Source organism: Marinobacter sp., assembly GCF_041690455.1.
Taxonomy (GTDB): domain Bacteria; phylum Pseudomonadota; class Gammaproteobacteria; order Pseudomonadales; family Oleiphilaceae; genus Marinobacter.
In genome coordinates this window covers 1-13,463 of sequence record NZ_JAWLHI010000087.1, presented here as the reverse complement: position 1 = coordinate 13,463, position 13,463 = coordinate 1, and the positions used below count along the sequence as shown (strand labels likewise).

Here is a 13,463-nt window from a genome sequence, read left to right as displayed (position 1 = left end):
GGAAGCCGAAACCGTCCTGCAGAATCTCCAGTACGCCGTCGCCGTATATGTCTTCGCCACTTTTGGCATGTTTTTTCAGGATGGTGAAGATCACATCCTGTTTGCGCGAACGAGCCAGGTTATCGAGGCCCATTTCTTGCGCTATTTCGAGCAATTCGGGCACGGATTTCTGCTTGAGTTCAGTAAGATTCATAGTTTGTTGGATTTTCAGGAATGGAAATAAACGAGTGTTGGAATGACAGGGGTGCCCCTGAACGTATTGAACAAATATAAAGCTGAAACAGGTGCTGGCCAGATGGAGCAAGCCGGTGTTGTGGAATCCGGAATAGTTTGCTGAAGCCAGTAGAGTGGGAACAACCGTTCGCCGGGCAAGGAGGATCATCGGCCACCTTGGCCGCGAATGTCAAGTGCACTGACCAAAATTAGACCAAATTACCATGAAACGGGGGCAAGACCGGCCTGATACCTCCCCCTCTGGGGTTACTCCTCTTCCATTATCCCCCGCCAATACGGATACTGGAGAAAATTCCATCACCTCCAGTTATGACAATGCGGAGCCCCGCCATGAGCAGCGAAAGCACCAACGAATTCAGACCCCTGAACATAGCCATCCTCACCGTCTCCGACACCCGCGGACTGGAACAGGACACCTCAGGCCAGTACCTTGAAGACAGCGCGGTAGAAGCAGGCCACAAACTGGTTACCCGTCGGATTCTGCCGGATGACGTCTACCTTATCCGGGCGATCATGTCCCAGTGGATCGCGGATCCGGAGGTCCACGTGGTGATCATCACCGGCGGCACCGGTTTCCACGAACGTGACAGCACACCGGAAGCCGTTTCGGCACTGTTCGACAAGGCCATCGAAGGCTTCGGCGAGGAGTTCCGCCGTCTTTCCGCCGAGGAAATCGGCTCGTCGACCATCCAGTCCCGGGCCTTTGGTGGCCTGGCCAACCACACGGTGATCTTCTGCCTGCCCGGCTCCACCAACGCCTGTCGGACCGGCTGGGAGGGCATCCTGAAGAGCCAGCTGGACAGCCGACACCAGCCCTGCAACTTTACCGCCCTGACCCTGCGCAAGCCGGCGAACGAGGCGTTCCCCCGCTTGCAGCAGGTTATCGGTAGCCGGGCAACCAAATAACAGGAGCTGACCCATGGCAGGCCAAAACCTGACTTCCGTCGACGACGCCATCGCCCACATCCTCGACCGGGCACCGGAGATTTCCTGGGTGGAAACCGTGCCGCTCACCGAGAGCCTGGGCCGTGTGCTGGCTGAAAACCTGCACGTGCCGGCCGATGTGCCGCCCGCTGATAACAGCGCGGTGGATGGTTACGCGATCCGCCAGGCCGACCTCAAATCCGGTCAGCCAATCCCCGTTTCCGGCCGGATTGCCGCCGGGAAGGCCCCCACCCCGCTGGCCGAAGGCACCGCTGCCCGGATTTTCACCGGTTCGGAAATCCCCGAGGGGGCCGATGCCGTGGTGATGCAGGAACGGGTGGAAGTGACCGACGACGGCATCCTGGTTCAGGCCGAGGTTGCCAGGGGCCAGAACATCCGCGGTCGGGGCCAGGATCTGAAACAAGGTGACATGGCCCTGGTCAGAGGCACTCCGATTCGCCCGCAGGAAATGGGGCTGATCGCCTCCATGGGCTTTGGCAAGGTGTCGGTGGTCGCCCGAATGAAAGTGGCGGTACTCAACACCGGCGATGAACTGCTGGACCCGGGCCAGCCCCTCGCCGGCGGCCAGATCTACAACTCCAACCGGTTCACCCTGCTCGGCCTGCTTGCTCAGGCCGGCTGCGAGGTCACCCTCTGCGAGACCTTGAAAGACAACCGGGAAGCGACGCGGGAAACACTCAAGCGCGCCGCTTCCGAGGCGGATCTGGTGATCACCACCGGCGGCGTGTCGGTGGGCGAGGAAGACCATGTCCGGGCGGTGCTGGAGGATCAGGGCCAGCTTTCGCTCTGGCGGCTAGCCATCAAGCCGGGCAAGCCACTGGCATTTGGCGCCATTGACGGCACTCCTATCCTTGGCCTGCCGGGCAATCCTGCAACTGTTCTGGTGACCTTCCTCATTGTCGGCATGCCTTATATCCGGAAATGCCAGGGGCGCCATAAGACCTGGCCTGTGGGCGAACGACTACCGGCAGGCTTTGATGTGGAATCCACGTCCATTCGTCGTGAATTCGTGCGTGCCAGAAAAGAGGTATCGGGCGGCGAGCTCCAGATTGTTGCCTATCCGAACCAGAGCTCCGGTGTCCTGAGTTCCGCCTGCTGGGCAGAGGGGCTTGCCGTGGTTCCGGAAAACACGACGGTGAAAGCCGGGGACGAGCTGACCTATTACTCATTTGCGGAGCTGATGAGCTGATTATGAGCACTGAAACACTGACTGTGCGGTTTTTCGCGCGCCTGCGCGAAGAACTGGACACCGAAAGCCTGGAATTGCCGGCGTCGCCGGACCTGACCACCGGTGACATTCTCGCCGAACTGGCGGCCAGGGGCGGCCCTTGGGCCCAGCTGCAGGGCGACCAGCCAGTCATGATCGCGGTCAACCAGGCGATGGCCAAACCGTCGACCCCGGTGAAGGCCGGCGACGAAGTGGCGTTTTTTCCGCCGGTAACCGGAGGTTGAGATGATATCGGTCCAGACTGACGACTTTGATCCGGCTGCGGAGTACCAGGCGCTGAGGAACAGTGGCGCCGGCACCGGCGCTATTGCCACATTCACCGGGCTGGTGCGGGACAGCGGCGACCTCCAAGGCGTGACCGGGCTTTACCTGGAGCATTATCCGGGGATGACCGAACAGGTGATCCAGGGGCTGATTGATCAGGCCTCACAGCGCTGGGATGTGCGCAAGGCACGGGTGATTCACCGGGTGGGACGCCTGGATCTGTGTGACCAGATTGTCTTTGTGGGGGTTTGCAGTGCCCACCGGGGCGATGCTTTTGCGGCCTGCGAATTCATCATGGATGCGCTGAAGACCTCGGCACCGTTCTGGAAGAAGGAGATTACCGGGAACACCGAGCATTGGGTGGAACAGAAGGCTTCTGACCGGGACCGGTCCCAGGCCTGGGACTGATACCCCGGGGTGTGAGCTGCTCCTGGCAATAAAAAACCGCCCGTGAACCTTGTTCAGGGGCGGTTTCCGACAGCAACGGGATCAGAGATTGCTGTCGAGGAAGGCGGCCAGCTGGGATTTGGAGAGGGCGCCAACCTTGGTTGCGTCAACGTTGCCGTTCTTGAACAGCATCAGGGTCGGGATACCCCGGATGTTGAACTTGGGCGGGGTCTGCTCGTTCTCATCGATGTTCAGCTTGCAGACCTTCAGCTTGCCTTCGTACTCGTCGGCAATCTCTTCGAGGACCGGTGCAATCATCTTGCAGGGGCCACACCACTCGGCCCAGTAGTCCACCAGTACGGGAACGTCGGACTTCAGTACATCCTGCTCGAAAGAAGCGTCGGTGACATTTACGATATTTCCGCTCATTACCTTTTCCTGATTCAGGCACCGCCAATGACTGTACCGCGCGGTTGCGCGAGCCGGCAGGGGTGCTGTTGACTGTAGTCTGAAGGCTGCCAATAGAACAGCCTTTCAACCTGCTCAAGTTACGCAATACTTTACGCGATTGATCAGGCCGATGTGAAGCAGTAGATCCCACACTATTCATTGCCGTAACGCTGACTGGAGTCAATTGACCGGGGCGTTCTGTTACTGACAGGCCGGAGACAGATGACTTATAGTACCCCGCAAGTTCATCTCACAAGGATTTCTGACGACGTGACGGCCGAAGACAACGCCGAAAACGCTGCACAAGGGCCGGAGATACTGGCAGCCATCGATATGGGCTCCAACAGTTTCCATATGGTCGTGGCCCGGCTGGTACACGGAGAAATCCGTACCCTGGAAAAAATGGGCGAGAAGGTGCAGCTGGGGGCCGGCCTGGACCAGTACAACCGCCTGACCGAAGAGGCCCAGGCACGCGCACTGGAATGCCTCAGCCGGTTTGCCCAGCGGCTACAGGGGATGCCCCCGGAGGCCGTCCAGGTGGTGGGTACCAACGCCCTGCGGGTGGCCCGCAACGCCCACCAATTCATGAATCGTGCCGAGGAAGTCCTGGGCTACCCGGTCGAGATCATCGCCGGCCGGGAGGAAGCCCGCCTGATCTATCTGGGCGTCTCCCACACCCTGTCCGACGACATCGGCCGGCGGCTGGTGATCGATATCGGTGGCGGCAGCACCGAGTTCATCATTGGCCAGAGATTCGAGCCGCAGGAACTGGAAAGCCTGCACATGGGCTGCGTGTCTTTCCGTAACCGCTACTTCCCCGACGGCAAGATTACCCGGCGCCAGATGGACCGGGCAGTGACCCACGCCGAGCAGGAGTTGCTGAACATCCGACAGCATTACCGGAACGTGGGCTGGCAGAGTGCGGTCGGATCATCCGGCACCATCAAGGCGATTGCCAGCGTGCTGGCCACCCTGAAAATCACCGATGGCACCATTACCCGGGCCGGGATGCTGGAGCTGCGCAAGCGCCTGGTGGACATGGGCAAGACCGACAAACTCGGCGACCTGGGAGTCCGGTCAGACCGGCAGAGCATCTTCCCGGGTGGTTTTGCGATTCTCATGGGGGCCTTCCAGTCCCTGGGCATCGAGGACATGACCTTTGCCGATGGCGCCCTGAGGGAAGGCCTGCTCTACGATATTGTCGGACGGATCCAACACGAGGACGTGCGCGAGCGCACCATTTCCGCGCTCCAGGAACGCTATCACGTGGACCAGGCCCACGGTGCCGCGGTAGAGGCAACCGCCGTGGCGGCCTGGGACCAGGTCGCCGATCAGTGGGGCCTGCGCACCGCCACGGACGAGGAAGTACTGCGATGGGCCTGCCGGCTGCATGAGATCGGCCTGACCATATCCCACAGCCAATATCACAAGCACGGGGCCTACCTGCTCCGTTACTCGGATCTTCCCGGCTTCAGCCAGCAGTTCCAGCGGGATCTGGCGACACTGGTCCGGGGCCATCGGCGCAAGTTTGCACCAGCCATTTTTGAAGGGCTCGATCCGGAGGATACGTCGCGGCTGCGCCGCCTGTGCATCCTGGTGCGACTGGCGGTGCTGCTGCAGCATCCGCGGAACATGGAACCGCCGCCGGAGTTCCGGCTGGAACCGGGCAATGACAAGCTGACTGTCACCTTCCCCGACGGCTGGCTCGATGACCGACCATTGACCCTGGCCGACCTCAAGAACGAACGGGACTATCTGGCCAAACAGGACTTCACCCTGAAGATCAATCCGGACTAGTTGTCCCGCCTGGAGAATTCGCTCCCACAGGGCGAGACACTAGCCGGCCAGCTCTTCCTCCAGCGACTCCACGGTTTCACTGACCTCCAGCCACTGCGCCTCGACCTCTTCGAGGCGCCGGCTGGCGTCGCCCTGGCTGGCGAGCAATTCATTCAACCTGGCCTTTCCCGCTTCCTCGTACAGGCCCGGATCCGACAGATCCTTCTCCAGCTGCGCCAGAGTCTGCTGCAGCTGCTCCATCTCTTTCTCGAGACTCGCCTGCTGCTTCCGGTAGGGGCTGAGCTTCTTGCGAATCTCCGCTTCCATGCGTTTACGGGCCTTGCGGTCCTCGGCACTTTCACCCACGCCATTAGCAGATCCGGCTGACGTTGCCTCGGCAGCCTCCCGACGGGGTGCCTCGCCCTCGTCCCGTTCCTTGCGACGGTCAGCCAACCAGCGTTCGTAATCTTCCAGATCACCGTCGTACTCGGCAACCCGGCCGTCGTTGACCAGCCAGAAGTTGTCGACGGTGTTGCGCAGCAGATGCCGGTCGTGGGAGACCACCACGATGGCGCCCTCGAAATTCTGCAGGGCCATGGTCAGCGACTGCCGCATTTCCAGGTCAAGGTGGTTGGTGGGCTCGTCGAGCAGCAGCAGGTTCGGGCGCTGCCAGGCGATCACGGCCAGGGCCACCCGGGCCTTTTCGCCACCGGAGAAGGAGCGGATCGGACTCAGGGCCTCATCGCCATGGAAATCAAAACCGCCCAGGAAGTTGCGGATGCTCTGCTCCGAAGCTTTCGGTGTCAGACGCTGCAGGTGCAGGAACGGGCTGGCATCCAGATCCAGGGACTCGAGCTGGTGCTGTGCGAAGTAGCCGATGGCCAGGTGCTCGCCACAGGTTCGCTCGCCGCCAAGCAAGGTGCTTTCACCCCGGAGGGCATCCATCAGGGTGGACTTGCCGGCGCCGTTGGGGCCCAGCAGGCCGATCCGGCTGCCCGGCAACAGGGTCAGGTTGATATTGTCCAGGATGACGGTGTCGCCATAGCCGGCCCGCCCGTTACGAATGGAAAGCAAGGGGTTGGAGACCTTTTCCGCCATGGGAAATTCGAAGCTGAACGGAGAGTCGATGTGGGCCGGGGCGATGCGTTCCATCCGCTCCAGGGCCTTGACCCGGCTCTGGGCCTGGCGGGCCTTGGTGGCCTTGGCCTTGAACCGGTCGATAAAGCGCTGGATCTCGGCGACTCGCGCCTGCTGGCGCTCATAGTTGGCCTGCTGCTGGGAAAGACGTTCGCCACGCTGGCGCTCGAAGGCCGAGTAGTTGCCAGTGTATAGCTCCAGTTTACGCTGATCGAAATGCACCACATGGGAGGCAACCCGATCCATGAAATCCCGGTCGTGGGAAATAAACAGCAGAGTCCCGGGATAGCGCCGAAGCCAGTTCTCCAGCCACAGACAGGCATCCAGATCCAGGTGGTTGGTGGGTTCGTCCAGCAACAACAGATCCGAAGGCCGCATCAGTGCCTGGGCAAGGTTCAGACGAATCCGCCAGCCACCGGAGAACGCTGAAACCGGTCGCTCGGCATCCCCGTCGGCAAATCCCAGGCCGCGGAGCAGCGATTCCGCCCGGCGCGGCGCCGACCAGGCCTCGTGCACATCCAGTTCGCCATGGATTCTGGCCGCGCCGTGATCGTCGCCGGCCGCTTCGGCCCGGGCCAGCTCGGCCTCCATCCGGCGCAGGTCGAGGTCGCCATCAAGCACAAAATCCCGTGCACTGCGTTCTGACGCCGCGACTTCCTGGGCCATGTGGGCGATGCGGCAGCCCCCGGGCAGAGACACACTACCCTGCTCCGGCGCTAACTGGCCCAACAAGAGCTGGAAAAGGCTGGATTTACCGGCACCATTGGCGCCTACGATGGCGACTCTCTGGCCGGGCTGAACCGTGAGATTCACGGATTCTAGCAACCAGACACCGCCCCGTTGTAAACTGAGATCAGTAATCGTTAACATAAATCCATTTTATCAGCGTAAGATGGTCAGGGCAGGTTCGGCGTGGAATTACCGGAAAAACTGGAACCGGACAACCCGATTTGGCGTTTTGCCTTGGCATTCTGGCAAAAGCCCGGCACTCAGCGAACCTGTCTTGCGCTCCAGGATCGGGGCTGGAGCGTTACACGTATTTTATGCGCTGGCTGGCTGGCCCTTGAAGGCAGGCCCTACAGCGGCACGGAGCACGCTACGGTAACAGAGTGGCGCCAGCATGTAACCGGTGCTTTGCGGGCAGTGCGAAGATATCTCCCGAAAGGCCATGAACACTGTCAGACCCTTCGCGAAGGCGTCGCCGGCCTCGAACTGCAGGCCGAGCAGCTGGAACTGGCTCTGGCATGGCAACAATTTGCGACTGAGACTCCGGACAAGGCCCATATGACGGGGCATGCCCAGCTGATCCGAAACAACCTTGCCGCTGCTGCCTACCGGCCGGAACAGGCCACCGATGCAGCAGCTGAGCTGAATACACTGGCCGACATTCTGGCCTCATTCTCCAATGGAGACTCCCAGCCATGATGATGAAATGGCTCATCCGGCTCGCGTTTCCGGCTCTGGGATTCCTTCTGGTTCTGATTTTCTTCGGGATCCACAGCCCTGAAGAAGTTTCCGAGCCGGTAGCAGACAGTAAAGAACCCGAAGAAGAAATTCCGGCGTTTGAAGGCCTGGTACCCTCTCCGGTACCGACGGAAGGCCCGGAAATCATATTCAAGTGGCAGGACACCGATGGCAACTGGCATTACGCCGACCAGCCGCCTGCCCAGGGCCCCTGGAACACACTGGCCATTGAACGCCCCGACAAGGCGCGCGCCGGTTCTGTCACCCAGGACCCGGACGCAGACTGGCAATCCCCCTACAACGCCCCCTTTTCAATGGGTCCCACTGCCGGCAGCAACGGCAGCTGACCCAACGGGTCGGGTTCCTTAACACATGTTCAGTGGCATCTCGTGCCGGAACCCGTTACCTTCTGTGTTTCAATAACGACAATCCGGGAGTGCCGCTCCCGTGCACTTACGAAAACCGTTAAGGACTCAGCAATGAAGAAAACCCTGCTTGCATTGGCCATGGCCGGTGTCGTCACCGGTTGCTCCACTCCACCGGAAGCCCCCGAAGATCCCAAGCTGGAATCCACCGAGCAGAAGGTCAGTTACGGTATGGGCCTGGTGCTTGGCGAGCGGATGAGCAATGACCTGCCGGACCTGCAGATGGAGCAGTTCCTGCAAGGCATCCAGCACGGCCACGCCGGTGATGAAGAAACCAAGCGCCTGACCCGCGAGGAAATCCAGGAAGCCCTGATGGCCTACCAGCAGCAGATGCAGGAAGACCAGAAGAAGCAGATGGACGAACTGGCCCAGAAGAACAAGGAGGCAGGCGAAGCTTTCCTGGCGGAAAATGCGGAAAAGGACGGCGTTGAGACCACCGAGTCCGGCCTGCAGTATGAAGTGATCGAGGAAGGCACCGGTGACAAGCCGTCCGCCGAGGATACCGTCAGGGTCCACTACACTGGCGAACTGCTGTCTGGCGAAGTGTTTGACAGCTCCCGCGAGCGTGGCGAACCGGTCACTTTTGCCCTCAATCAGGTGATTCCGGGTTGGACCGAAGGCCTGCAGCTGATGAACGAAGGCGCCCGCTACAAGCTCTATATCCCGTCAGACCTGGCTTATGGCCCGGGCGGCAATCGCGGCATTGGCCCCAACGAAACCCTGGTGTTCGATGTCGAACTGCTGGCCGTCAACCCCCAGGACGACGCTGCGTCCGAGTAACCCCCGGATACAAAAAAGCCTCAGTGCCGGCAAACTGCCGGGCTGAGGCTTTTTTTATGGGCGCCTGTTTTATACGGGCCGCCTGGTGCGCGAATCAGGCGGAGGCAACTTTCCCGGCATGGGCGTTGTGCAGATGCTCGATCAGGAAATCCTCCATCTCGAACCGATTCTCCAGAACTTCACCCAGTTGCGAGAGCTCGTCGAACAGCTCCCTGATCTGGGCTTCCGAGAGTGACTGGCCATTGAGACGGTCATTGAAGTTAAGCGCAATTTCCGCCGTCTGCTCGATCCTCGGATAAACCTTCGCCGCCAATTCAAGACCGCCATCGTTGAACTCGCGGGCTTCCTGGATCAGCTGCTCGTAGATTTCGAAGTGGCCGGCGGAGACGTAATCCACCAGCACCTCGCACAAGCGAACGAACTTTTCGGTCAGGGCTTCGGTCTGGGAGAAGTCATTTTCTCCGGACAAATCACAGTAATGGACCAGCAGCTCCTGACGCTCTTTCAGCCAGCGATCAATCAGTTCGCTGACACCGCCCCAGCGTTCCCTGGCATTTCGGCAATTCTCCAACATGACGCCTGTTCTCCGCTCGTTTACCCGAAGCGTTTGACCCCGGTGCAATTGCTTACAGTTCGGGATTCAAGGTACCCCAACGCCACGGTTGGCCGCAACCGTTTCAGCTGCGAATCCAGCTACGGGGTTGCGGCCGTCGAAACAGGAAAAACAGGCCGACCAGTACCAGCACAGTGAAAAACACCGCAGTCCATCCCGGAATGCTCAGCCCCAGGAACCGCCACACCACCTCGGCACAGTCACCGGTCCCTCGAAGGGCGGTCGTGAGTACCTCCATCCAGGGCAGAACCTCAAGCATGTAATCCACTGACGGACCGCAGGCAGGCACCTGATCCGCCGGCAGGCTCTGCAGCCAGAGCTGGCGTCCGGCAATACCCAGCCCCGTTCCGGCGGTCAGCGCCAGCAGGAAGCCATAGACACGGAGGCCCCAGCCAGTGGGGCCATGGAGGAACGCCAGCAGGCTGACCAGCCCGGCGCCCATGAAGCCAAAGCGCTGGAGCCAGCACAGTGGACAGGGCTCAAGGCCCATGACGTGTTCCATATAGAAGGCCACGCCGAGCAACCCGGCACAGACCAGAAAGACAACTGCAAAGACCCATCTGCCAGCCAAAACAACACCCTCGGAATGAAGACTTGAAGCTCAGAGACCCGTCACTTAACCCTAAACCCCGGGGAACTTCAAGCCTCGGTGATTGCGGAAATTTCAAATAGATAGAAACAGGACACGCCCGCACCGGGGGTCGGGCAGTGGGAAAAGTCAGGCAATGCGGGAAAAGAAATCGTCGGACCGGCCTTGCTGAACGCGGGCAGCAGCTTCGGCGTCATCCCAGCCCGCTTCCCAGGCAGCAATCACCACTTCGCCCCGATACGGACAGCGGCTCTTGGCCATACCCATGGAGGCCGCCATGTGGCCCTGGCGGTAGGCCTTGTTCAGCGCCTCCACATCCCATCCGAGCTTGATATCCCTTGCCATACCGGCATCCTCCGTTATCCCGATGCACCTGACGCTAGCAGCGGGCGGTCCTGCTGACAAACCGATATCCGGGTTCTGTGCAGCAGGTCCCTATCGGGCTGTGACGGAGGCCGAACTCCGCGCTCACGACCTCAGGTAGTCGGCCAGGAACTGCTCGAACGGCTGGGCATCGTGGGCTTCCATCTGTGCCTGCTCGGCGAGGGAATCCCGGCTCATTGCCCGGAACGCCTCCAGGACATCCGGCGCCATCGCCTCATCCCGCAGGGTCTGCTGGTGGCGAAGGGACATTTCCATCACCCAGTCCCGGTGCCCCAGGCCGGACGAACGCATGGCATCCAGCACCCGCGTGGACGGCACACCATTCGCCAGGCTCTCTTTCTGGGCCACCAGGGCCGTCGTATAGCTCCTGGTGCCCGACCAGTCATCCAGCAACTCTGCCAGCGATTCCAGGCGATCCAGCAGCCCGGAGGCAGCCTCCATCACCGGAACCCTGCCACTCTCCTGGCACAGGGTCAGGCTGGCGTCGCGGCCCCGGGCCACGACATCCTTGTAGTTGTCGTCCAGGCGCTCGCATTCGGCGTCACTGATCCTGGGCGAATCACACAGCAAACAGTCCAGCAGGAACAGGTCGAGAAAATCGATCTGTTCCCGGTTCACGCCTACCGGCGAGAACGGATCCAGGTCCAGGCACCGCACCTCGATGTACTCCACGCCACGGGCCTCCAGTGCCTGGATCGGCTTTTCTTCCCGTTCGGTGGTGCGCTTCGGGCGAACGGCACTGTAGTACTCGTTCTCGATCTGCAGGACGCTGGTATTGATCTGGATAAACTCATCACCACGGCGGGTGCCGATCGCCTCGTAGGGCGGCCAGGTGGTGTGGATGGCACGGTCCAGGGTCCGGGTGTAGGTACCCAGTTCGTTGAAGCAGATATTCAGCGAAGCCTGGGCGTTGTTGTGGTAGCCCAGATCCCCCATACGCAGGGAAGTCGCATGCTCGCCGTACCAGGTGCGCTCATCAAACCGCCTGAGATCGTGTTTCACCCCGGCGACAAAACTGGCATCCAGCGCCGGGGAGGCACCGAACAGCAGCATCAGCAGCCAGCTGCGGCGGCGGAAATTGCGTATCAGCCAGAAGTACTGTTCGGACTTGAAGTCCCGGAGTGACTGCTGGTTCCCCAGCAGTTGCTGCCACTTCTCCCAGAATGCATCCGGCAACGACAGGTTGTAATGCGCTCCGGCAATACTCTGCATGATGCGGCCATACCGCACCGCCAGGCCCTGACGGTAGACGTGTTTCAGATAGCCGATGTTCGAAGTGCCGTATTCCGCGATGGGAATGCTCTCGTCCCCGTCCAGTTCACAGGGCATGCTGGCCGCCCAGAACACCTCGTCCCCGAGATTCTGCTGCACGAACTGGTGGATATCCTTCAGGGACTCCAGCATGGCGTCGGTGCTGCCACAGACCGGCGTGATCAGTTCCAGCAGGGCCTCGGAGTAATCCGTGGTAATGCGGGGATGGGTGAGCGTGGAGCCCAGCGCCTTCGGGTGCGGGGTCTGGGCGATGAAGCCGTTCCGGTCAACCCGCAGACCTTCCTTCTCCACGCCCTTGAGAAAGCCGTGCCACTCCGATTTTGAGAACTGCCGAAATAACGAATGGCGGGATTCAGCCATGGTTGACTCCTGCTGCGACGGCCCCGTTCATGACGGGGCCGTCGGTGAACCTGATGATTGAAAGCTTACCGTTTGTCCTTGCGGGCCGAGGCAAGCGCCTGGGCCAGGGCACCGGCCATGGCGCCCTGGGCCGGCTTCTGCCCCTTCGGCGACCGTTTCTGGCGCTGGCCGGAACGGTTGTCGGATCGACCACGTCCGGACGAGGCACGGGATTCATTCTTCTCCCCGGGCTGGTCGTCCATGCGCATGGACAGGCCGATACGCTTGCGGGGGATATCCACTTCCATGACCTTGACCTTGACGATGTCTCCGGCCTTGACCACTTCCCGCGGGTCCTTGACAAAAGTGTGGGACAACGCGGAGATATGCACCAGTCCGTCCTGATGTACACCGATGTCCACAAAGGCACCAAAGTTGGTCACGTTGGTAACCGAGCCCTCCAGGATCATGCCCGGCTTCAGGTCATTGAGGGTTTCCACCCCTTCCTCAAAACTGGCAAACCGGAATTCCGGACGCGGATCCCGGCCCGGCTTTTCCAGCTCGGCAATGATGTCGCGAATGGTTGGCAACCCGAATTGTTCTGTTACGTAATCCTGCGGATTCAGACCACGCAGGAACGCGGAATCGCCGATAATATTTTCCACCTTGCGGTTGTTCCGGGCGGCAATCGCCTCCACCACGCCGTAGGCTTCCGGGTGCACCGAGGAGCGGTCCAGCGGATTCTCACCTCCGGCAATCTTCAGGAAGCCGGCCGCCTGTTCGAAGGTACGATCACCCAGGCGCGTCACTTTCAGCAGCTGCTTGCGATTGGTGAACATGCCATTCTGGTTGCGGAAATCGACGATGTTCTGGGCAATGCTCTGGTTGAGGCCAGAAACCCGGGCCAGCAGCGGCACCGAGGCAGTGTTCAGGTCCACACCGACACCGTTTACACAGTCCTCGACCACCGCATCCAGGCTACGGGACAGCTGGACCTGGGACACATCGTGCTGGTACTGCCCTACCCCGATGGATTTCGGCTCGATCTTCACCAGTTCGGCCAGCGGATCCTGTAAACGACGGGCGATGGACACCGCGCCCCGGATGGTGACATCCAGGTCCGGCAGCTCCCGGGAGGCAAACTCGGAGGCAGAGTAGATAGAGGCGCCGGACTCG

At 60.8% G+C, this 13,463-nt stretch carries 16 protein-coding genes; 8 read left to right on the top strand and 8 right to left on the bottom strand.

The window, feature by feature from the left end:
* Window positions 1-382, bottom strand: a 382-nt coding sequence (locus ACESMW_RS16800) for a Rho termination factor N-terminal domain-containing protein (RefSeq protein ID WP_372988147.1), incomplete at its 3' end; no start/stop codon positions are given.
* A gap of 182 nt (window positions 383-564) precedes the next feature.
* Here ACESMW_RS16800 and moaB point away from each other — a divergent pair.
* The 4 genes from moaB to ACESMW_RS16780 are packed head-to-tail and all read left to right on the top strand — an operon-like array spanning window position 565 to window position 3,079.
* Window positions 565-1,140: a molybdenum cofactor biosynthesis protein B gene (moaB, locus tag ACESMW_RS16795; protein ID WP_372988146.1), complete on the top strand. Its 576-nt coding sequence runs from the start codon at window positions 565-567 to the stop codon at window positions 1,138-1,140.
* Window positions 1,141-1,153: 13 nt separating this feature from the next.
* A complete protein-coding gene (gene glp / locus ACESMW_RS16790) occupies window positions 1,154-2,368 on the top strand; it encodes a gephyrin-like molybdotransferase Glp (protein ID WP_372988145.1) in 1,215 nt (404 codons plus the stop codon).
* A 2-nt stretch (window positions 2,369-2,370) separates the two neighbouring features.
* A complete protein-coding gene (gene moaD, locus ACESMW_RS16785; protein WP_372988144.1) occupies window positions 2,371-2,631 on the top strand; it encodes a molybdopterin converting factor subunit 1 in 261 nt (86 codons plus the stop codon).
* A 1-nt stretch (window position 2,632) separates the two neighbouring features.
* Complete coding sequence (locus tag ACESMW_RS16780; RefSeq protein WP_372988143.1) at window positions 2,633-3,079, top strand: molybdenum cofactor biosynthesis protein MoaE; 447 nt, start codon at window positions 2,633-2,635, stop codon at window positions 3,077-3,079.
* An 81-nt stretch (window positions 3,080-3,160) separates the two neighbouring features.
* Here ACESMW_RS16780 and trxA read toward each other — a convergent pair whose 3' ends face one another.
* Window positions 3,161-3,487, bottom strand: coding sequence for a thioredoxin TrxA (gene trxA / locus ACESMW_RS16775; protein ID WP_014420340.1), 327 nt, complete (start codon window positions 3,485-3,487; stop codon window positions 3,161-3,163).
* A 291-nt stretch (window positions 3,488-3,778) separates the two neighbouring features.
* Between trxA and ppx the strand changes: the two genes are divergently transcribed.
* A complete protein-coding gene (gene ppx / locus ACESMW_RS16770; RefSeq protein ID WP_372988148.1) occupies window positions 3,779-5,305 on the top strand; it encodes an exopolyphosphatase in 1,527 nt (508 codons plus the stop codon).
* A 39-nt stretch (window positions 5,306-5,344) separates the two neighbouring features.
* Here the strand turns inward: ppx and ACESMW_RS16765 are convergent, their stop codons facing one another.
* A complete protein-coding gene (locus ACESMW_RS16765; protein WP_372988142.1) occupies window positions 5,345-7,291 on the bottom strand; it encodes an ATP-binding cassette domain-containing protein in 1,947 nt (648 codons plus the stop codon).
* Window positions 7,292-7,333: 42 nt separating this feature from the next.
* Here ACESMW_RS16765 and ACESMW_RS16760 point away from each other — a divergent pair, with 42 nt between their 5' ends.
* The 3 genes from ACESMW_RS16760 to ACESMW_RS16750 all read left to right on the top strand — a co-directional run bounded on the left by ACESMW_RS16760 (window position 7,334) and on the right by ACESMW_RS16750 (window position 9,090).
* Window positions 7,334-7,846 (top strand): TIGR02444 family protein, encoded by a 513-nt coding sequence (locus tag ACESMW_RS16760; protein WP_372988141.1) that lies wholly within the window; start codon window positions 7,334-7,336, stop codon window positions 7,844-7,846.
* Window positions 7,843-8,232 carry a DUF4124 domain-containing protein gene (locus ACESMW_RS16755; RefSeq protein WP_372988140.1) on the top strand — a complete coding sequence of 130 codons (390 nt, stop codon included), beginning with the start codon at window positions 7,843-7,845 and terminating at the stop codon, window positions 8,230-8,232. Before ACESMW_RS16760 ends, ACESMW_RS16755 begins: the two co-directional genes overlap by 4 nt.
* 132 nt (window positions 8,233-8,364) lie before the next feature.
* A complete protein-coding gene (locus ACESMW_RS16750) occupies window positions 8,365-9,090 on the top strand; it encodes an FKBP-type peptidyl-prolyl cis-trans isomerase (protein ID WP_091997509.1) in 726 nt (241 codons plus the stop codon).
* A gap of 94 nt (window positions 9,091-9,184) precedes the next feature.
* On the opposite strand, the gene rsd is transcribed toward ACESMW_RS16750, so the two are convergent.
* The 5 genes from rsd to ACESMW_RS16725 form a co-directional block, all read right to left on the bottom strand.
* A complete protein-coding gene (gene rsd, locus ACESMW_RS16745) occupies window positions 9,185-9,664 on the bottom strand; it encodes a sigma D regulator (protein WP_372988139.1) in 480 nt (159 codons plus the stop codon).
* A 103-nt stretch (window positions 9,665-9,767) separates the two neighbouring features.
* Complete coding sequence (locus ACESMW_RS16740) at window positions 9,768-10,274, bottom strand: disulfide bond formation protein B (protein WP_372988138.1); 507 nt, start codon at window positions 10,272-10,274, stop codon at window positions 9,768-9,770.
* A 147-nt stretch (window positions 10,275-10,421) separates the two neighbouring features.
* Entirely contained in the window at window positions 10,422-10,637 is a 216-nt protein-coding gene (gene rmf, locus ACESMW_RS16735; RefSeq protein WP_372988137.1) for a ribosome modulation factor, read from the bottom strand.
* Window positions 10,638-10,760: 123 nt separating this feature from the next.
* Window positions 10,761-12,308 (bottom strand): glutamate--cysteine ligase, encoded by a 1,548-nt coding sequence (gene gshA / locus ACESMW_RS16730; protein WP_372988136.1) that lies wholly within the window; start codon window positions 12,306-12,308, stop codon window positions 10,761-10,763.
* Between the two features lie 65 nt (window positions 12,309-12,373).
* A partial coding sequence (locus ACESMW_RS16725; RefSeq protein WP_372988135.1) for a helix-hairpin-helix domain-containing protein occupies window positions 12,374-13,463 on the bottom strand: 1,090 nt, incomplete at its 5' end.